This is a genomic window from Curvibacter sp. GW821-FHT01G03 (assembly GCF_059422285.1).
In genome coordinates, this window is sequence record NZ_JBWKWP010000005.1 from 223,761 (window position 1) to 242,678 (window position 18,918).

At 64.4% G+C, this 18,918-nt stretch carries 17 protein-coding genes; 12 read left to right on the plus strand and 5 right to left on the minus strand.

The window, feature by feature from the left end; genetic code table 11:
• Positions 1-4 precede the first annotated feature (4 nt).
• Positions 5-529 (minus strand): DUF4124 domain-containing protein, encoded by a 525-nt coding sequence (locus tag AC07VS_RS08860; RefSeq protein ID WP_494750749.1) that lies wholly within the window; start codon positions 527-529, stop codon positions 5-7.
• A gap of 116 nt (positions 530-645) precedes the next feature.
• Between AC07VS_RS08860 and guaB the strand changes: the two genes are divergently transcribed.
• The 4 genes from guaB (at position 646) to AC07VS_RS08880 (ending at position 6,361) form a co-directional block, all read left to right on the plus strand.
• Positions 646-2,115: an IMP dehydrogenase gene (gene guaB, locus AC07VS_RS08865; RefSeq protein ID WP_027474456.1), complete on the plus strand. Its 1,470-nt coding sequence runs from the start codon at positions 646-648 to the stop codon at positions 2,113-2,115.
• A gap of 14 nt (positions 2,116-2,129) precedes the next feature.
• Positions 2,130-3,749 (plus strand): glutamine-hydrolyzing GMP synthase, encoded by a 1,620-nt coding sequence (guaA, locus tag AC07VS_RS08870; RefSeq protein WP_492349010.1) that lies wholly within the window; start codon positions 2,130-2,132, stop codon positions 3,747-3,749.
• A gap of 859 nt (positions 3,750-4,608) precedes the next feature.
• Entirely contained in the window at positions 4,609-5,430 is an 822-nt protein-coding gene (locus tag AC07VS_RS08875) for a type IV toxin-antitoxin system AbiEi family antitoxin domain-containing protein (RefSeq protein WP_494750822.1), read from the plus strand.
• Positions 5,414-6,361 carry a nucleotidyl transferase AbiEii/AbiGii toxin family protein gene (locus tag AC07VS_RS08880; RefSeq protein WP_494750750.1) on the plus strand — a complete coding sequence of 316 codons (948 nt, stop codon included), beginning with the start codon at positions 5,414-5,416 and terminating at the stop codon, positions 6,359-6,361. Before AC07VS_RS08875 ends, AC07VS_RS08880 begins: the two co-directional genes overlap by 17 nt.
• A gap of 183 nt (positions 6,362-6,544) precedes the next feature.
• Here AC07VS_RS08880 and AC07VS_RS08885 read toward each other — a convergent pair whose 3' ends face one another.
• The 4 genes from AC07VS_RS08885 to AC07VS_RS08900 form a co-directional block, all read right to left on the minus strand.
• Positions 6,545-7,798, minus strand: coding sequence for an alkyl sulfatase dimerization domain-containing protein (locus tag AC07VS_RS08885; RefSeq protein ID WP_494750751.1), 1,254 nt, complete (start codon positions 7,796-7,798; stop codon positions 6,545-6,547).
• A 171-nt stretch (positions 7,799-7,969) separates the two neighbouring features.
• Positions 7,970-8,950 carry a Bug family tripartite tricarboxylate transporter substrate binding protein gene (locus AC07VS_RS08890; protein WP_494750752.1) on the minus strand — a complete coding sequence of 327 codons (981 nt, stop codon included), beginning with the start codon at positions 8,948-8,950 and terminating at the stop codon, positions 7,970-7,972.
• Positions 8,951-9,052: 102 nt separating this feature from the next.
• A complete protein-coding gene (locus AC07VS_RS08895) occupies positions 9,053-9,262 on the minus strand; it encodes a hypothetical protein (protein WP_494750753.1) in 210 nt (69 codons plus the stop codon).
• Between the two features lie 479 nt (positions 9,263-9,741).
• Entirely contained in the window at positions 9,742-10,149 is a 408-nt protein-coding gene (locus AC07VS_RS08900) for a hypothetical protein (RefSeq protein ID WP_492345561.1), read from the minus strand.
• 125 nt (positions 10,150-10,274) lie between these two features.
• On the opposite strand from AC07VS_RS08900, the gene AC07VS_RS08905 reads away from it, so the two are divergent.
• The 8 genes from AC07VS_RS08905 to AC07VS_RS08940 all read left to right on the plus strand — a co-directional run bounded on the left by AC07VS_RS08905 (position 10,275) and on the right by AC07VS_RS08940 (position 18,871).
• The gene (locus tag AC07VS_RS08905) at positions 10,275-10,535 is read left to right on the plus strand and encodes a DUF167 domain-containing protein (RefSeq protein WP_494656146.1); all 261 of its coding nucleotides are present in this window, start codon (positions 10,275-10,277) and stop codon (positions 10,533-10,535) included.
• Positions 10,536-10,652: 117 nt separating this feature from the next.
• The gene (locus AC07VS_RS08910; RefSeq protein ID WP_494750754.1) at positions 10,653-11,879 is read left to right on the plus strand and encodes an efflux RND transporter periplasmic adaptor subunit; all 1,227 of its coding nucleotides are present in this window, start codon (positions 10,653-10,655) and stop codon (positions 11,877-11,879) included.
• Between the two features lies 1 nt (position 11,880).
• On the plus strand, positions 11,881-13,914 hold the full coding sequence (locus AC07VS_RS08915; protein ID WP_494750755.1) for a MacB family efflux pump subunit: 2,034 nt from the start codon (positions 11,881-11,883) through the stop codon (positions 13,912-13,914).
• 70 nt (positions 13,915-13,984) lie between these two features.
• A complete protein-coding gene (locus AC07VS_RS08920; RefSeq protein WP_494750823.1) occupies positions 13,985-15,433 on the plus strand; it encodes an efflux transporter outer membrane subunit in 1,449 nt (482 codons plus the stop codon).
• Positions 15,434-15,494: 61 nt separating this feature from the next.
• Positions 15,495-16,136, plus strand: a complete 642-nt coding sequence (locus AC07VS_RS08925) for an FMN-binding negative transcriptional regulator (RefSeq protein ID WP_492345557.1) — start codon at positions 15,495-15,497, stop codon at positions 16,134-16,136.
• The gene (locus AC07VS_RS08930; protein ID WP_494656143.1) at positions 16,136-16,381 is read left to right on the plus strand and encodes a hypothetical protein; all 246 of its coding nucleotides are present in this window, start codon (positions 16,136-16,138) and stop codon (positions 16,379-16,381) included. Before AC07VS_RS08925 ends, AC07VS_RS08930 begins: the two co-directional genes overlap by 1 nt.
• A 7-nt stretch (positions 16,382-16,388) precedes the next feature.
• On the plus strand, positions 16,389-17,813 hold the full coding sequence (gene tadA / locus AC07VS_RS08935; protein WP_494750756.1) for a tRNA adenosine(34) deaminase TadA: 1,425 nt from the start codon (positions 16,389-16,391) through the stop codon (positions 17,811-17,813).
• Between the two features lie 65 nt (positions 17,814-17,878).
• Entirely contained in the window at positions 17,879-18,871 is a 993-nt protein-coding gene (locus AC07VS_RS08940; RefSeq protein ID WP_494750757.1) for an LD-carboxypeptidase, read from the plus strand.
• The last annotated feature ends 47 nt before the right edge of the window (positions 18,872-18,918 follow it).

The following is an 18,918-nucleotide window of genomic DNA, read 5'->3' on the forward strand; positions in this document are numbered from 1 at the left end:
CCAGTCAGCGGCAATCCGAGTCGATCATGGCCTGAGCACGGGTGACTTCGGCGTTGCGGGCACTGTCGTCCAGAATGACCCGCTCGCCGTTTTCGTTGACCTGCGCCAGTCGGATGCCTGATTGCAGGGTGGCCATGTTTTGGCGGGCCCGCGCGCAGTTGTCGGCCTTTTGGCTGGCAATGCGTGCCTCTTCTGCTTTCTTTTTCTCGTTTTCTGCCGCTTCGGCCTGGCGCTTGCGCTCTTCGACGGCCTTGTCCAGATTGCTCTTGCCAGGGTTTGCGGCGGGTTTGGGGGCGTCCGGCGTGTCGCTGCGAGCGCCATTTGCCGCGTCGTTGCCCCCCGAGGCATCGCCTGCGGAACGCGCCGGCATGCCAGGCTGCTTCAGGATGCTCTTGGCCGGCACCTCGGGTGGCGGGGCCCGATCGCTGAACACTTTGCGGCCATCCTTGTCCAGCCACATCCATTGGGCAAAAGCAGGGGTCGCCGCCATCAGCAGGGCGGCAGAAAGCAGCAGCAAAAGTGATCTCATGGCCTGAGTTTATCCTGCGGCCATTGTCCCGCGACAGTCCGCCAAAAGCAGGTTGTGAGGGGCCAGCCGGTCAAGGGTCCCTGACACGGCTACAATCCTTCTTTTGGAGCTTTGACATGCGCCTTCTCGGAAAAGCGCTCACCTTCGACGATGTGTTGTTGGTGCCAGCGTACTCCCAAGTCCTGCCAAAGGACACTTCCCTCGCCACGAAATTCACCCGAAACATTACCCTGAACCTGCCCTTGGTGTCTGCCGCCATGGACACGGTGACGGAAGCCCGCCTGGCGATCGCGATCGCCCAGGAAGGGGGCATCGGGATCGTCCACAAGAACCTCACTGCGCAAGAGCAGGCCGCTCAGGTGGCCAAGGTCAAGCGCTACGAATCCGGCGTGTTGCGCGATCCGGTGGTCATCACCCCGGAGCACACCGTGCTGCAGGTGATGCAGCTGTCCGAGCAACTGGGCATCTCGGGTTTCCCGGTGTGCGACGGTGGCAAGGTGGTGGGCATCGTGACCGGCCGTGACCTGCGTTTTGAAACCCGCTACGACGTCAAGGTCTCGCAGATCATGACGCCGCGCGAGAAACTCATCACGGTCAAAGAGGGCGCCACCGCCGAAGAGGCCAAGGCCCTGCTGAACAAGCACCGCCTGGAGCGCCTGATGGTGGTCAACGACGCCTTTGAGCTCAAGGGCCTGATCACTGTCAAAGACATCACCAAACAGACCAGCTTCCCCAATGCTGCACGCGATCCCTCGGGCCGTCTGCGGGTGGGCGCTGCCGTCGGCGTGGGTGAGGGCACCGAAGAACGCGTTGAAGCCCTGGTCCGGGCCGGCGTCGATGCCATCGTGGTCGACACCGCCCACGGCCATAGCAAGGGTGTGATCGAGCGCGTGCGCTGGGTCAAGCAGAACTACCCCCAGATCGAAGTCATTGGCGGCAACATCGCCACCGGCGCTGCGGCGCTGGCCCTGGTGGAAGCCGGTGCCGATGCGGTCAAGGTCGGTATCGGCCCCGGCTCGATCTGCACCACCCGCATCGTGGCCGGCGTGGGTGTGCCCCAGATCATGGCCATCGACAACGTGGCCAGTGCGCTGAAAGGCACCGGTGTGCCCCTGATCGGCGACGGTGGCATTCGTTACAGCGGTGACATCGCCAAGGCTTTGGCGGCAGGCGCCTCCACCGTGATGATGGGCGGCATGTTTGCGGGCACCGAAGAAGCCCCGGGCGAAGTGATCCTGTTCCAGGGCCGCAGCTACAAGAGCTACCGCGGCATGGGCAGCATCGGCGCCATGCAACAAGGCAGTGCCGACCGCTACTTCCAGGAGTCCAGCACCGGCAACCCGAATGCCGACAAGCTGGTGCCCGAAGGCATCGAAGGCCGTGTGCCCTACAAGGGCTCCATGGTCTCCATCGTGTACCAGATGGCGGGCGGCATCCGGGCCTCCATGGGCTACTGCGGTTGCGGCACCATTGCCGAAATGCATGAGCGTGCCGAATTCGTCGAGATCACCTCGGCCGGCATCCGCGAAAGCCACGTGCACGACGTGCAGATCACCAAAGAAGCGCCCAACTACCGCGCCGAGTAAGCGAAGCCCCTGCGATGCAACACCAGAAAATCCTCATCCTCGACTTCGGCTCCCAGGTCACCCAGCTGATCGCACGTCGCGTGCGCGAAGCCCATGTGTTCTGCGAGGTTCATCCCTGCGACGTGTCTGACGAGTGGATTCGCCAATACGCGGCCGATGGCCAGCTCAAGGGCGTGATCCTGTCCGGCAGCCATGCCAGCGTCTATGAAGAAACCACCGACAAGGCGCCTCAGGCCGTGTTCGAGCTGGGGATTCCGGTGTTGGGCATCTGCTATGGCATGCAAGCCATGGCGCACCAGTTGGGCGGCAAGGTCGAAGGCGGCCACAAGCGTGAATTCGGCTTTGCCGCGGTGCGCGCCCGCGGGCATACCCGTCTGCTCGAAGGCATCCAGGACTTCGTCACCGACGAAGGCCACGGCATGCTCGACGTGTGGATGAGCCACGGCGACAAGGTCACCGAGTTGCCCCCGGGCTTCAAGCTCATGGCCAGCACCGACAGCTGCCCCATCGCCGGCATGGCCGACGAAGACCGTCGCTTCTACGCCGTGCAGTTCCACCCCGAAGTCACGCACACCAAACAAGGCCCGGCCTTGTTGCAGCGCTTTGTGCTGGGCATCTGCGGCGTCTCGCCGGATTGGATCATGGGCGACTACATCAGTGAGGCGGTCGAAAAGATCCGCCAGCAGGTGGGCGACGAAGAGGTGATCCTGGGCCTGTCGGGTGGCGTGGACTCCAGCGTGGCCGCCGCGCTGATCCACCGCGCCATCGGCGACCAACTGACCTGTGTGTTCGTCGACCACGGTCTGCTGCGCCTGAACGAGGGCGACATGGTGATGGAGATGTTTGAAGGCAAGCTCCACGCCAAGGTGATCCGTGTGGATGCCTCCGACCTGTTCCTGGGGCAATTGGCCGGCGTCAGCGAGCCCGAAGCCAAGCGCAAGATCATTGGTCGCGAGTTTGTCGAAGTCTTCAAGTCCGAAGCGGCCAAGCTCAAGGCCGGCAATGGCGGCCACAAGGGCGCCACCTTCCTGGCCCAGGGCACCATCTACCCCGACGTGATCGAGTCGGGCGGTGCCAAGAGCAAGAAGGCCGTCACCATCAAGAGCCACCACAACGTGGGCGGCCTGCCCGAGCAACTGGGCCTGAAGCTGCTGGAGCCCCTGCGCGAGCTGTTCAAGGACGAAGTGCGCGAGCTGGGCGTCGCCCTGGGCCTGCCTCACGAAATGGTCTACCGCCATCCCTTCCCGGGCCCCGGCCTGGGGGTGCGCATCCTGGGCGAGGTCAAGAAGGAATACGCCGATCTGCTGCGCCGCGCCGACGCCATCTTCATCGAAGAGCTGCGCAACTTCCGTGACGAGGCCACCGGCAAGACCTGGTACGACCTCACCAGCCAGGCATTCACCGTCTTCCTGCCGGTCAAGAGCGTGGGCGTGATGGGCGATGGCCGCACCTACGACTACGTGGTGGCCCTGCGCGCCGTGCAGACCAGCGACTTCATGACCGCTGACTGGGCCGAGCTGCCCTACGCGTTGCTGAAGAAGGTCTCCAGCCGAATCATCAACGAGGTGCGTGGCATCAACCGCGTCACCTACGACGTGAGCTCCAAGCCGCCAGCGACGATCGAGTGGGAGTGAAATCAGGTCCTTCTGGGACTATCTCAGATGATCGAGAAACTGCCGTAACGTATTGATTTAAAAAAGAATACGTCACGGCAGCTATCGGTTGTTATCGCCGGCCAGCAGAAAAGGTTGGCGGTCGAACTGCCGGCAAGAACCGAGGGCCGGATCAAGGCCTGCCAGTTCACTATCCAGACCCAACCCGTGTTTCACGGTAAAGGTCTTATCGGGAAAGTTTGTTTGAGGCGGCTTTCCCGGCGTCAGCAGGCCTCCTGATCGTTGGCAGTGAAAGCCGTCACGAAACAGGAGAACGACCTCGCTGCTGACCGACCCAGCAATACGCAATCTCAAGCCCCAATATTTCGCTGGTGATGGCCCGTGAAAAGCGTGATCGCCGCCAAGAAGGCCGTCGCGCAGGGCAAGTCTCCCGCGCTGGAGAAGCTGCGGGAGAAACGCCGCCTGACCGCCGCATGTCCAAGGCGACGCTCAGCCGAGTGACCCAGATCGTGTCCGAGCGCACCAAGGCCGACGACCTGCCGCTCGCCCACGAGGACTGCTGTTCCTCGTGTTCGATCCGCAACACGGCCGAGTACGCCGAGCAGCGGCGCCATATGCTGCGGAGTGGGCGGATATGGTAGATGCCTGGATTGACAGGCGAACCCATGTGCCGAAGCCGCTTTCTGAATACGTGGTGGTGTCCGTCTGCAGCGCGGCATTGTGAAGGGAGAACGGCATGACAGCTCTCTCTGAATGTGCCGCCAATGCCCGGCGCGTGGTTTATTTTTTTCGTAAAAAGATCACTATAAGTGATCTTTTTCATCTTCAACCAAACCTTCAGGCCTTGGCAAGAGTTTATAAAAGCTGTATTTTGAGCATTATGAGTGATCAAAAAAAAGGGAATCTGAACCTGCTGCTGGCCGAGCTTGGCGACACACGCCTGATATCGAGCCGCTGGCTGCGAGCGCACGGCTACTCCAACAGCCTCGTCGCGCGTTATGTGAGCAGCGGCTGGCTGGTGTCACCTGTACGCGGCGTTTACATGCGCAAGGGTGGCCACCTGCAGTGGGAGGGGGTGGTTCGCAGCTTGCAGGTTGGCGAGGGGATGCCACTGCATGTCGGCGGCCGATTCGCTCTAAGCCTGCAGGGGCACGAGCACTACCTGCGTCTGGGCGACGCAGGAGCAATCACGTTGTATGGGCCGGAGCGGTCACCGGGTTGGCTCTACAAGCTCCCGTTGGAGCAGCGTTTCGAGTTCTTGGGCAGAGGGGCGTTCGATCTGTCATCCTTGTCGTTCATATCGGAGGTGTCTGAGAACACGCTGTCCGAACAAGGGCTGGCCTGGTACCAGGCGGCGCCAGGCACCGATGCCTTGGTCTGCTCTACGCCCGAGCGGGCCATGCTGGAGCTGTGCGACGGCATCGCAGGCGCAACGTGGGTCTACGAGGCCGATGCGCTGATGCAGGCCATGACGACGCTGCGGCCGCAGCGGGTTGGCCTGCTGTTGCGCCACTGTTGCAGCATCAAGGCCAAACGGGTGTTTCTGGCGCTGGCCCAGCGCCACCGGCATGCGTGGCTGTCGCACGTGTCGCTGGAGGGGGTTGATCTGGGCCGGGGAAAGCGCGCACTGGTGCCTGGCGGCCGCCTGCATCCGACCTATCAGATCACCTTGCCGGCAGACCTCGATGAACACCTGGCTTGATCACTGGGATCGCCGCTATACCGACCGGGTCCGGCTGCTGGTCGAGATCCTGCCGCTACTGGCGCAGGAACCGCGTTTTGCGCTCAAGGGCGGCACGGCAATCAATCTGTTCGAGCACGACCTGCCACGCTTGTCGGTGGACATTGATCTGGCTTGGTTGCCGGTACATGGCTATGCCGAGGATGCGAAGCTGATCGCCGAAGCGCTTGGGCGACTGGCCGACAGGCTGCGCGCCCGGCCCCTGCAGTTGCAGGTGCAGTTGTCTGCAGGCGAAGGCTCAGGCGTTACGCGGTTGGTGGCCAGTCGCGGTCGTGCGCGTGTGCAGATCGAGACAACCCCGGTCATGCGGGGGGCGGTGCATCCAGTACGCAACATGGTGGTACGCCCAAGGGTGGAGGACGCGTTCGGTTTCGCCTCGGTGCAGGTGTTGGACTTTGCTGATCTCTACGCCGGCAAGCTGGCAGCGGCACTCTCGCGGCAGCATCCGCGCGATCTTTTCGATGTTGGCTTGTTGCTGGAAGACAAACGAGCTGATCAGGTACTCTGGCGGACTTTCCTCGTCTATCTGACCTGTAGCCCCAAGCCTGCTTGGGAGATGCTGGCACCTCGCGTGCCAGCGGATTTCTCGGCTACCTTCGAGGTGCACTTCAAGGGCATGACGGCAGAGCCCATTGAAGCCGAAGTCTTGCTGGGCATTCGTGAACGCCTGTTGGCGCGTGTCGCCAGTTGGCTTGATGAGCCATCATGTGCGTTCCTACGATCCATTGAAGATCAGCAGCCGGACTTCGATCTCATTGGGCTTCCACATGCGGTCGATTTGCCGGCTGTGCGGCGCAAGCTACACAACCTGGCTCAGCGCACCGACGCCAAGCGTGTGGCGGACCGGAGCCTACTGGAGGAAACGCTGGCTCGGATCGTTGGTGCCCGATGAGGCGAGGTGCTGACAGCCAGCCTCGCTCACCACGAACTTCCGCGCAGCGAGTAGGGTGCAGGCCTGCCAGCCTTTGAAATCCAGGCACGCGCACTGTGAAGGGGTTTCAAGGCACAGGGTCAACGGTTTGACGCGCCTGTTTTCATGCATCGTGCCAGGGTTCCCATGAGGGCACGTTTTGCCTCAGTGAATTCCGAACCGGCATGATGTGGATTGCTCGATCATGTCGGCACTCACGCGGTAGAGATTTTGAGAGACAAAGCTCTCAACCTGGGTTGCGCGTTGCCGCAACAAGCTTGCCTTGAGTTTTCGGGCCAGGGTGATATCGGGTGCGTCGCTGTCTGACATGGCCAGCAGGTCGATCACATGGAGCGCCAATTGATGCTGCCCTGAATCGCCCAGTGTTTGGGCATGCTTGATCAAGGCACTTTTGTCGGTGATGGCTTCCGCCACGGCGGTCGCAACGGCTTCGGGCGCTGCCGGATGCAAGGAGGTCGGGTTGCGGTCCCACCAGCCGTTCTCGGAGCGATAGATGTCGCGCACGATGTAGCTGGGGTCGCCATAGCTTGGCTGCATCCATGGCACACAGAAGAGCTCTTGAGGGTACCGGATGGCTGCGAGCACCTGTTGTTCGTTCAAGCCCTCGTTCATCAGTCTCACCACTTCGGATCGCAGCCAACGCAGCGTGCGTGCCGTGTGGCCCAGTACCTGCTGCACGGACTCCTCACCCTCGATCACGGGGCCGAACTCGCGCACGGCCTTGAGTGGACGGAGTGCGGCCATGGCTTCCAGCGTATTGGCCCAGCGAGCCGTGTCCCGTTGGGTGCGAAAAGGCGTGCCGATGTTGGGGATGGAGTTCAGCAATGCAGCGCCCCCGTAAAGCACACGGTGGGCAGGGCACCACAGAGCAATCGCATCATCGGTCTCTGATGGTGCCCAAAAAAGTTCGATGCGCTGCTCATCGTTGCCGAGGATGAGGCGATCCGCGAAGGTCTCTGTCGGCTCATGCAAGTCGATCCGATGATCAAAGAAACCGGGCGATCGGTTGAACTGAACTTCCGCCATGCGATGTTGCAGTGCCAGAGTCTCCCGGTAGCGGGCGTACCGGCGTGGGAGGTTGTCGTGTGCGATCAGCCGTGGGGCTGCATCACCCCGTTCTGCTGCATGGGCCAGCCAGGTGGCCACGCCTGCGTTGTAGCCCATGTGCCCATGGCTGTAGCACAGCGCATGCACAGGAGACCTGCTGATCTGGCGCAGACTGGCGATCATGCTCTCGGTCACCGGGCCACCAGGGCCCGCATCGATGACGACCAGACCGACATCGGTCTCGGCCACAAAAGACTGGCCTTGGCCATGCAGGATGTGCAGGCCTGGCGCCACAGTTTCGCTGCCGGTGCCCATGAACAGGATGGAAGGGGTGTCGTCTTTGGTGGTCATGCTGATTCCTTTTTCTTTGGCGTCGGTACCCGTGCCGGCACGGTGCTCAGGCCGGTTGGCGCCGCTGCCCGCGGCAGTGCAACCCATCAGACCCACAAGGTGACTCAGGCAGCGCACTGTGCGGAGCGGGTGCATTCGCCGGGTTGGGGGGGCTTGCTGCTGAAAACCGGGTCAATCCAAGCTCACGCCGGTGGAGCGGGCCAGGTCGAGGGCAACGGGGAGAAAACTCGCGTAGGCGGCTGTGGCCTCGGCGGGCGTATTCCCAACCGGCTCAAGCCCCAGGCTCTCGACGCGTTCGCGGACCGAGGGCTCACGCATCACGGCGGCAAGCTCATGAGCCACGCGTTGAACAATGAAGTCGGGTGTCCGGGCGGGAGCCATCAGCGATATGGCACCCGTGTTGCTGTAGACAGCATCTTTGTAGCCCTGCTCGCTGAAGGTTGGAACCTGGGGGAGGCCTTGAGCGCGGTGGTTGCCCACCACCGCCAGGGCTCGCAACTTGCCGGTGTTGATGAAGGGCTTGAGGGTGGCGGCGGAGCCCAAGGTGATCTGGACTACGCCGCTGATCAGGTCTGCGGACATCGGACTTTCACCTTTATAGGCAACGTGCAGAGTTTGCAGGCCATAGGTTTTGTCCATGTACACCTGAATTTGATGGGGCAATGTGCCAGCGCCCCAAGATCCCATCGCATAGTTGCCGGGAGACCGCCGTATGGCCTCAATCAGCGTCCTGAAGTCTCGCGCCGGTACCGATGGATTGACCGCAAGTACCAAAGAGGGTCTGACGACATCCGAGATCATGCGCAGGTCAGTGCGCGGGTCGTAGGGTAGCTTCTTGTAGAGGACCAGGTTGGTGCTGATGGCCGCTGGCGTGGTCAGGAGCAGCGTGTAACCATCGGCAGCACTCTTGGCCACATGGTCGCTGCCGATGATGCCTGTGGCACCGCTGCGGTTGTCGACCACAAAAGGCTGATGAAGCCGCTTGCTCAGAGCTTCTGTGAGGATTCGCGCCAAGGTGTCGGTTGCGCCGCCAGCCTGGTACTGCACGACGATCCGCACCGGACGACTCGGATAGCCGTCGTTCGCGGGCGCAGCGCCTGCACCTGCTGCGCAACTCCAGAGCAGTGCCGCGCCAATTGGAGATATGTTCATTGTGACCTCTTTGGAGAACAGACAGGGGGGGGAATCGGTCCGAGCCCTCCGGCAGCCCACGGTCAGAGAAATCCTGCCAGGGCTCGGTTGTTCATGGCGTCTTTAGAAGGTGTGACGCAGGCCCACGGCCAGTGACCGCACGCCATCACCGCTTTGGGCTCGTATGGCCAACATGGCCATGTTGGCCATGGAGGTCGAGGCGTTGGCCAGCACACCCAACATTTGCACCGCCAATTGCGCCTCCGATTGCGCCCACGCAGCGGAGCCGAGCGCTCTCACGCCGCCGGCGACTGGCCATTGTTTTTGCTTCATGAACAGGTTCCCTTCATCACGTCTGTCACGACTAGATTGCCGATGTCTGCCTACTCTAGGACGCGAGGGGGGGCACTTTCTGTCAAGCTACCGACACATAGAGGCATGAGGGTTGCTGACTTCCTTGTTCAGGGCTCCGGCTGTCGTTTTGACTGAAAGATCGTGTCCGCAGCCGAGCCCGCAATCAGGTGATCTACGGGCATGTCAGGGTGGGCCAGATCCATCGGGAGGGCTAAAAGGGAACGGTGGCCTCGGGTTGGGCGGTGCTCGACTGGCATCAGGACCCAGGCGATCTTTTGCGGCCGGCTCAGGCGGTGTTCGACTCCAGGCCTCGGGAAACGCCTTTGTCCGCGTTGCCCGACCTGGCCGAGGAGGTGCTGAGTCGTTGCGAGACCGCTTTCAGTCGTCGTTCGGCCTTGCGCTCGCTCGGTGACCCGACCGAGTCCATACGGAAGGGCACAGAGGCCGAATGCGCCGACTCATCCTCCCCCAAACAATCCCCCCTCATCCAGCAACTCGAACGCGATCTCAGGCCGTTGCTCCAGGCTTTTCTTGATGGCGGCGGGGATGGCCTGGCGGGTTTTCTTGCACAGGCCAGGTTGCTCGTGGACCAGGATGGTGATGCCGCGCAGGGTGCGCACCTCGTTGGGGCTGGTGCTGATGGTCAGGCGAATGCCAAGCTGCTCTTCCAGGCGCTCTTCGAGGCGGCGCAGGTCGCTGAGGCTGGCAAGGTTTTCCAGCCGCTGCAGCAGGCGCTTTTCCTCTTCACGCGTCAGGCGCAGCACGCGCAAGTCACCGCTGGGGTTTTGCAGCAGGGCGTCACGGTCGCAGACGCAGGCGCCGGGCGGGCATTCGGTGCGGATCGGAAAACTGGCGCTGGGGGTCATCAAGGGGGTGTGGGGCAGGGCAGGCGAGCGTCATCTTACTGAAACAGCGGTGGCCGCGTTCTATCATCCCTGCCATGCTGGGGGCCGTCCAAGGCCGCTTTCCCTGTCCTTGATCGTTTTTCTCCATGGCCAAGATCGTTCTCTACTGCCAACCCGGCGCCAAGCAAACCCAGCTGATGGGCACCCATGACGGCAAGCCCAAGATCCAGCTGAAGGCGCCGCCGGTGGACGGCGAGGCCAACAAGGCGCTGATTGCCTTCGTTGCGCAACGCTGCGGGGTGTCCAAATCGGCCGTCACCATCGAGCTGGGCAGCAGCGGGCGCACCAAGCGGGTGGCGGTGGAGGGCATGGACGACGGTGCACTGCGGGCTCTGTTCGGTCTGTGACGGGCCGGGCCTGAAACCGGATGGGGGCGGGCTCGCTTTACCTTCCTGTGACGCTGCGCAAGCGCTGGTGTCATGCGGGGCTGGCAAACTGGGCGACTTGCAAGCCTCAGATTTTTCATGAACATTGAATTCAAACGCCTGATCCGTCCAGGGATCGCGGTCGGGGTATTGGCCATCGCCCTGGTGGCGGGCAAGAAGACCTTCTTCGCGCCCGCGCCGGCCCCCGCATACATCACCGCCCCGGTGGCTCGGGCCGACATCGAAGACACCGTGCTCGCCAATGGCACGCTCAAGGCCTTCAAGCAGGTCAGTGTGGGGGCCCAGGTGTCGGGCCAGGTCAAGTCGCTCAAGGTGGCCTTGGGTGACATCGTTCGCAAAGGCGACCTTGTTGCCGAGATCGACTCGCTCACCCAGCAGAACACCTTGCGCAACAACGAGGCTGCCCTGGCCAATGTGCAGGCGCAGCTGCGCTCTGCCGAGGCCACCCTCACGCAGGCCGAACTGGCCCTGAAGCGGCAGCAGCAGATGCGGGCTTCCGAGGCAAGTTCACAGGCCGATCTGGAGGCCGCTCTGGCCACCGAAAAGACCAGCCGGGCCAGCGTGGAGGCGCTGCGCGCCCAGGTGGACCAGGCCAAGGTGGCGGTGGACACGGCCCGCGTCAACCTGGGCTACACCCGCATCGTGTCGCCCATTGATGGGCAGGTGGTGGCCCTGGTGACCGAAGAAGGCACCACCGTCAACGCCAACCAGTCCACCCCCACCATCATCATCGTGGCCAAGGTCGACACCATGACCGTCAAGGCCTCGATCTCAGAGGCCGATGTCACCTCGGTCAAACCGGGACAGCGGGTGTACTTCACGATTCTTGGCGAACCGCAAAAGCGCTACGACGCCACCTTGCGCACCATCGAGCCGGCCACCGACAGCATCAGCACCTCCACCACCAGCAGTTCCTCCAGCAGCAGTTCCAGTTCGACCTCCACCAGCAGCGCCACGGCCATCTACTACAACGGCCTGTTTGACGTGCCCAACCCCGACAACAAGCTGCGCATCTCGATGACCGCCATGGTCTACATCGTGCGCGGTCAGGCCAAGAACGCGCTGACGATGCCTGTGGGCGCTCTCAGTGCCCGCCAGCGCGACGGCAGTTACCGGGTCAGCGTGCTGGGCGGCGACGGGCAGTTGCAGCCGCGCACCGTGCACGTGGGCATCAACAACAACGTGACCGTGGAAGTCCTGGACGGCCTGAAAGAGGGTGAGAAGGTGGTGCTGGGCAATGCTGCCGGGGCCCCGTCGGCCTCGGGCGAATCGCGCAGCATGCGCCCGCCACCGGGTGGGTTCTGACATGAGCGCGCACCCAACACCGGGCGGCGCGGCTCCCGCCTCGGCTTCAGATCCCGCCCAGCCCCTGCTGTCATTGCAGGGGGTGTGGCGCGAGTTCCTGGTCGGTGACAGCCCGCTGGCCGTGCTCAAGGACATCCGCCTCGATGTGGCCGCCGGCGAGATGATCGCCATCGTGGGTCAGTCGGGTTCCGGCAAGTCCACCTTGATGAACCTGATCGGCTGCCTGGACCAGCCCAGCCGGGGCAGCTACCAGATCAATGGTCGCGAAGTGGGCAGCCTGCAGGCTGACGAACTGGCCGCGCTGCGGCGCGAGCATTTTGGCTTCATCTTCCAGCGCTATCACCTGCTGGGCGACCTGTCGGCCGCCGGCAATGTGGAGGTGCCCGCGATCTATGCCGGCTCAGGGGCGCGTGAGCGCCGGGCCCGCGCCCTGGCCCTGCTGGAGCGCCTGGGCCTGGCCGGACGCACCTCGCATGTGCCGGGCAAGCTGTCGGGTGGCCAGCAGCAGCGGGTGTCGATCGCCCGAGCCCTGATGAACGGTGGCAGCGTCATCCTGGCGGACGAGCCCACCGGGGCGCTGGACACCCAGTCCGGCGCCGAGGTGATGAAGATTCTGGCTGAATTGCATGCGATGGGCCACACCATCATCCTGGTCACGCACGACATGCAGGTGGCCAGCCATGCCCAGCGCATTGTTGAACTGCGCGATGGCGAGGTGGTCTCCGACCGCAGCAACGTCCCAAGCCAACCCTTGACGCCCGCCTCGGCGGGTGACGCGGTGATCCTCCGCCCCAAGGCCGCTGGCCGGACTGGGCCCTGGACCGCCCTGAGCCGCTGGGCAGACCGGCTGGGTGAAGCCTTCCGCATGGCCTTGCTGGCCATGAATGCGCACCGCCTGCGCACCTTGCTGACCATGCTGGGCATCATCATCGGCATTGCCTCGGTGGTGTCGGTGGTGGCTCTGGGGGAGGGCTCGCGCCAGAAGGTGTTGGCCAACATCAGCTCCATTGGCACCAACACCATCGATGTGTACTCGGGCACCGGGTTCGGCGACCCGCGGGCCGCCCGCATCCAGACCCTGAGCCCGGCTGATGCGGACGCGCTCAAAGAGCAGAGCTATGTGGACAGCGTCACCCCCAATGTGCAGGCCTCGGTCACGGCGCGGTATGCCAACATCGATGCCTCGGTGCAGGTCACGGGCGTGGGCGAGCAGTATTTTCGGGTCAAAGGCCTGGAGATGGCCGGCGGCACGGCCTTCAGTGAAGCCGCCGTGCAGGCCTACGGCCAGGTGGCGGTGATCGATGAGAACGCCCGCAAGAAACTGTTCCCCAACACCAACCCGGTGGGCCAGGTGTTGTTGCTGGGCAGCATGCCGGTCTATGTGGTGGGCGTCACCGCCAAAAAGGAAGGGGGGTTCGGCCCCAACATGGAGACCCTCAATGTCTTCGTGCCTTACACCACGGCCATGCGCCGCCTGATCGGACAGGGCTATCTGCGCAGCATCACGGTGCGGGTGGACGATCGCATCTCGATGGCCGCCGCCGAGCAGGGCATCAACCAGTTGATGGAGCGCCGTCACGGCCGGGTGGATTTCTATGTGCTCAACACCGACAGCATCCGCCAGACCATTGAAAGCACCACCCGCACGCTCACGTTGCTGGTGTCGTCGATTGCCGTCATTTCGCTGGTGGTGGGCGGCATCGGCGTGATGAACATCATGCTGGTGAGCGTCACCGAGCGCACCGGCGAAATCGGCGTGCGCATGGCGGTGGGGGCACGGCAAAGCGATATTCAACAGCAGTTCCTGATCGAAGCCGTGCTGGTTTGCCTGTTGGGCGGTGTGCTGGGCATCTCGCTGGCTTTGGGCTTCGGGGCCCTTTTCAAGCACTTCAGCAACAACTTCACGCTGGCTTTCTCCACCTCGGCCATGGGGGCGGCCTTTCTGTGCTCGACCCTCATCGGGGTGGTGTTCGGCTTCCTGCCGGCGCGCAGCGCGGCCCGGCTCAACCCTGTCGAGGCCCTGGCCCGTGATTGACCCAGGACTGACCCGTGATCGACCCGAGATGGACGCCCCTGGACACAAGGCGCTGTGGCGCAACGATTTCATGATGGACCTTCCTTTTTCAAAGCCCAAGACACCGGCCCCGCATCGACTTGCGCTGCCGCTTGCTTTGGTACTGGCCCTGGCACAGGGCTTGTTGCTCGGGGCCTGCAGCTCGGTGCGCACCCCTTACCAGGCGCCCCAGGTGGCCGTGCCCGGCGCCTGGTCACACCCAGGCGCCGTGGTGACGGCCCCCGCCGATGGGCCTGATACTTGGTGGGGCGCCTTTGGCGACCCGCAGCTCAACACCCTGGTCGAGGCGGCCCTGAGCCGCAACAACGATCTGGCCGTGGCGGCCCTCAAGGTGCGCAAGGCGCGGCTGCAGGCCGAACTGGCGGAACGCAACCGCTGGCCCACCCTCGCAGGCAGCGTCAGCACCCAGGGCCAGAAGCCGCTGGACGGCGGGGCCAGCACCCGCAGCAGCGGCGCCAGCGTCTCAGTCAGTTACGAGGCCGATTTGTGGAACCGCCTGGGCAGCTTGAGCGATGTGTCGCGCTGGGAGTCGCTGGCCACCGAGCAGGATCGCCAGGCCACCCGCCTGAGCCTGATCGGCAGCGTGCTGCAGGCCTACTGGCAACTGGCCTACCTGAACCAGCGCATCAGCACCGGTGAGCAAAGCGTGGCCTACGCCGAAAAGACCCGAGACCTGGTCCAGGCTCAATACCGGGCCGGTGCGGTGTCGGCCCTGGAGATCAGTCAGGCTGAGGCCACGGTGCTGAGCCAGAAGGCCACGCTGGCCGACCTGCAGCAGCAGCGGCTGAGCGCCCGCACCACCCTGGCCCTGTTGTTGGATGTGGCGCCGAGCGACACGGCCTTGCAGCCCTGGTTGGGTACCGAGCCGCAGCGCTTGCCGCTGCAGGCCATGCCCGAGGTGGCGCCCGGGCTGCCGGCCCAATTGCTGGGTCGACGCCCCGACCTGCGTGCGGCCGAGTTGCGCCTGCGTGAGACCCTGGCCAGCGCCGATGCCACCGCCGCCAGCTACTACCCTGCGCTCACCCTCACCGGGGCCCTGGGCAGCAGCAGCCTGGCTTTGGGGCAGGCTTTGTCCAATCCCTATGCCTTGCTGGGCGCCGGTGTGACCCTGCCGTTCCTGCAGGTCAACACCATGAAGCTGAACAACGCCATTGCCCGCACCCAGTACGAGAGTGCGGTCGTCAGCTTCCGCCAGACGCTTTATTCGGCCCTGGGCGATGTCGAAAACGCCCTGAGCAACCGCAGTGCCCTGGCCCGGCAGGGCGAACTGCTGGCCGGCTCGCTGGCCGCCAGCCGGCGCAGCGAACAACTGTACGAGGTGCGCTACCGCCAGGGTTCCGTGGCCCTGAACCTGTGGCTGGATGCCCAGGAGACCCGCCGCACCGCCGAAACCGCCTGGGCGCAGAATCAGCTCTCGCAACTCAAGAACCAGGTCACCCTGTACCTGGCTCTGGGCGGCAGTGCCCAGGGGGCGCCATAGAGCAGGCGGTCTGGCACACAATATCGAACTTGTCACGCTCTGACGCAGAGAGGCTCATTCGATGTACCTGCCCCCGCAATTCGACGGCTCGGACCCGGCGCTGGCCCACGCGCTGATGCGCGAGCACCCCCTGGCCAGCCTGATCTCGAACGACGATGACGGTCTGCCCTATGTCACCCATCTGCCTTTGCATTTGGCAGCCGAGGACGGGGCAGGGGGCCCGGCGCTGCTGCTGGGACACTGTGCCCGGGCCAACCCGCACTGGCGCTACCTGCAACAGCGCCCGCGTGCGGTGCTGACCTTCATGGGGCCGCAGGCCTATCTATCGCCGGCGGTCTACCCCGATCTGGCGCGAGTGCCCACCTGGAACTACCTGGCGGTGCATGCGACCGTGCAGGCCCGGCTGCTTGACGAGGCCGAGGCCAAAGACGCCTTGCTCAAGCAGTTGATCGCCGATCACGAGCCGGGCTACGCTGCGCAGTGGCACGGGCTGGACGCCGATTGGCGCCAAGGCATGCTGCGCGGCATCGTGGCATTCGAGCTCCGTGTCGAGTCGCTGCAGTGCAAGCTCAAACTCAACCAGCACCGGCCCGAATCCCACGCCGCCATGTACGAGGCCTACCGCAGCGCCGACAACGACGCTGCGCGTGGCCTGGCTCAATGGATGCAACGTCTGGGCCTGGTCCCTCAGGAGAATCTGTGATGCGTGGTGGAATCGGTTTGATCGGATTGGTGCTGGCCCTGGTCATCACGGGCCTGCTGGTGAAGCGGCAACTGGGCAGCGCCGTGGCGCCACCGCCCCTGGTCAGGCCCGCGTTACCGGCGGCGGCCAGCGGTTCTGCCGGTGCGCCGCCTGCGGCGGTGCCCCTGAACCAACTGCCCCAGCAGACCAAGGAGGCGGTTGACGCCCTGATGCAAAAGCCGCGGCCCATGCCCGACGAGAATTGAGCACACCATGTTGACGGCTTCTGATACCCCGCTACCGGACCCGCAATCCGCGATGGACCACGCCTTCATGCAATTGGCCTTGGCCGAAGCCCGACTGGCGGCGGCCGCGGGTGAGGTCCCGGTGGGCGCGGTGGTGGTCAAGGCGGGGCGTGTGATCGGTCGCGGCCACAACCAGACCATTGCGCGGCACGACCCCAGTGCCCATGCCGAGATCGTGGCGCTGCGCGAGGCCGGTGCGGCCCTGGGCAATTACCGTCTCGACGGCTGCAGCCTGTACGTCACGCTGGAGCCCTGTGCCATGTGCAGCGGGGCCCTGCTGCAGGCCCGTCTGGACCGCGTGGTCTTTGGTGCTGCCGAGCCCAAGACCGGGGCGGCGGGTTCGGTCCTCAATCTGTTCGGGCAAGCCCAGCTCAACCATCAGACCACGGTGCAGGGTGGCGTGGCCGAGCACGATTGCAGCCTGGCCCTGCAGCATTTTTTTCAGGCCCGGCGAGCGACTCAGCGTGAGCAGGCCAGAGCGGCCCACCCGCTGCGTGACGACGCGGTGCGCGCACCCGACAATGCCTTTGCCGCGCTGCCCGGCTACCCTTGGGCGCCCCGGTACTTGAGCGATCTGCCGGCCCTGGCCGGATTGCGGCTGCATTACCTGGACGAGGGGCCTGTCGACGCGCCCATCACCTGGCTGTGTCTGCATGGCAACCCGGGCTGGAGTTACCTGTACCGTCACATGCTGCCGGTGTGGCTGGCCGCCGGGCACCGGGTGGTGGCCCCCGACATGCCGGGCTTCGGCCGCAGCGACAAGCCCAAGAAGCCGGCCGCTCACCAATTCGACTGGCATCGCCAGGTGCTGCTCGAATTGGTGCAGCGCCTGGATCTGCAACGCGTGGTGCTGGTGGTGCAGGACTGGGGCGGCATTCTGGGCCTGACCCTGCCCATGGCCGAGCCCTCGCGCTACCAGGGCCTGCTGGCCATGAACACCCTGCTCGCCACCGGTGAGGAGCCCTTGTCCCCAGGCTTTCTGGCTTGGCGCGAGATGTGCCGCAGCAAGCCTTTGTTCGACGTGGGGCGCCTGATGGCACGGGCTGTGCCCGCGCTCAGCACCGAGGAGTGCGCGGCCTACAACGCGCCGTTTCCCGATCGAGGGCATCGCGCTGCGCTGCAGGCCTTCCCACCCATGGTGCCCGAGCACCCCGGGTCGGCTGGGGCCGCGCTGTCGCGCCAGGCCCGGGATTTCTGGCAGCAAGAGTGGGCCGGTCGCAGCCTGCTGGTGGTGGGGGCAGCCGACCCCGTGCTGGGCCTGCCGGTGATGCAGCGCCTGCGTGAGCAGATACGGGCATGCCCCGAGCCCTGGGTATTGCCAGAGGCCGGGCATTTTGTTCAGGAGCACGGTGAGCCGATTGCCCGCCGGGCTGTGGAATACTTCAAGCCATGAACCGCGGTGGCTGCAGGCCCCGCACAACCAAGGAGCCGCGGCCCCCAGGCCGGCGGACAAGCACTTTGTCAGACTTCGACGATCACGACCACGCGGCCTGTGGGCACGACCACGGCCCCAAGCACATCTACATCTATTCGCCTTCGAGCGCGGTGCGCGACAAGGCAGCCTTTCGCCGTGGGGTGGCCCGGTTGCGGGCCATGGGCCATGAAGTGGAGATCGACCCCGATGCCCTGGCGAGCCACACCCGTTTTGCGGGTGATGACGACACCCGTCTTGCCGCCATTGGCCGGGCGGCCGCCAGCGGTGCCGACATCGCGCTGATCTCGCGTGGCGGCTATGGCCTCACACGGCTGCTGCCCCAACTGCCCTACAAGGCGATTGCCAAAGCCGTTGAGCGCGGCACCGAATTTGTCGGCATCAGCGATTTCACCGCTTTCCAGAATGCCGTGTTGGCCAAGACGGGCGCCATCACCTGGGCCGGCCCAGCCTTGGGGGCCGACCTGGGCACCGAAGAAGAGCCCGACGACATCATGTTGGCCTGCCTGGACGACCTGTTCAGCGGCCATGGCGAGGGGGCCGGCTGGGAGTTGCCACGCCCCCGCAAAGGCACGGCCGCCGCGGCCACCGCGCCGGTGCAAAAGCCCTTCACGGTCAAGCAGGGCACCCTGTGGGGCGGCAACCTGGCGGTGCTGTCCAGCCTGATCGGCACCCCCTACCTGCCTGACATCAAGGGCGGGGTGCTGTTTTTCGAAGACATCGGCGAACACCCCTACCGTCTGGAGCGCTTGCTCACCCAGTGGCTGCATGCCGGGCTGCTGGCCCGCCAGAAGGCCATCGTGCTGGGCCAGTTCAATGAGTACAAATTAACGCCCCATGACAAGGGTTTCAAGCTCGACTCAGTGGTGCAGTGGCTGCGCAGCCAGCTGAAGGTGCCGGTGCTGACCGGCCTGCCGCATGGTCATGTGGCCACCAAGGTCTTGCTGCCGGTGGGCGCGCCCGTGTCGCTGTCGGTGGACGAGCGCGATGCCCTGCTGTTTTGGGGCCACCTGCGCTGAAATTTGCGCTGAAATTTCGCTGAAGCATCGGCCTGTGCCGTCATCGA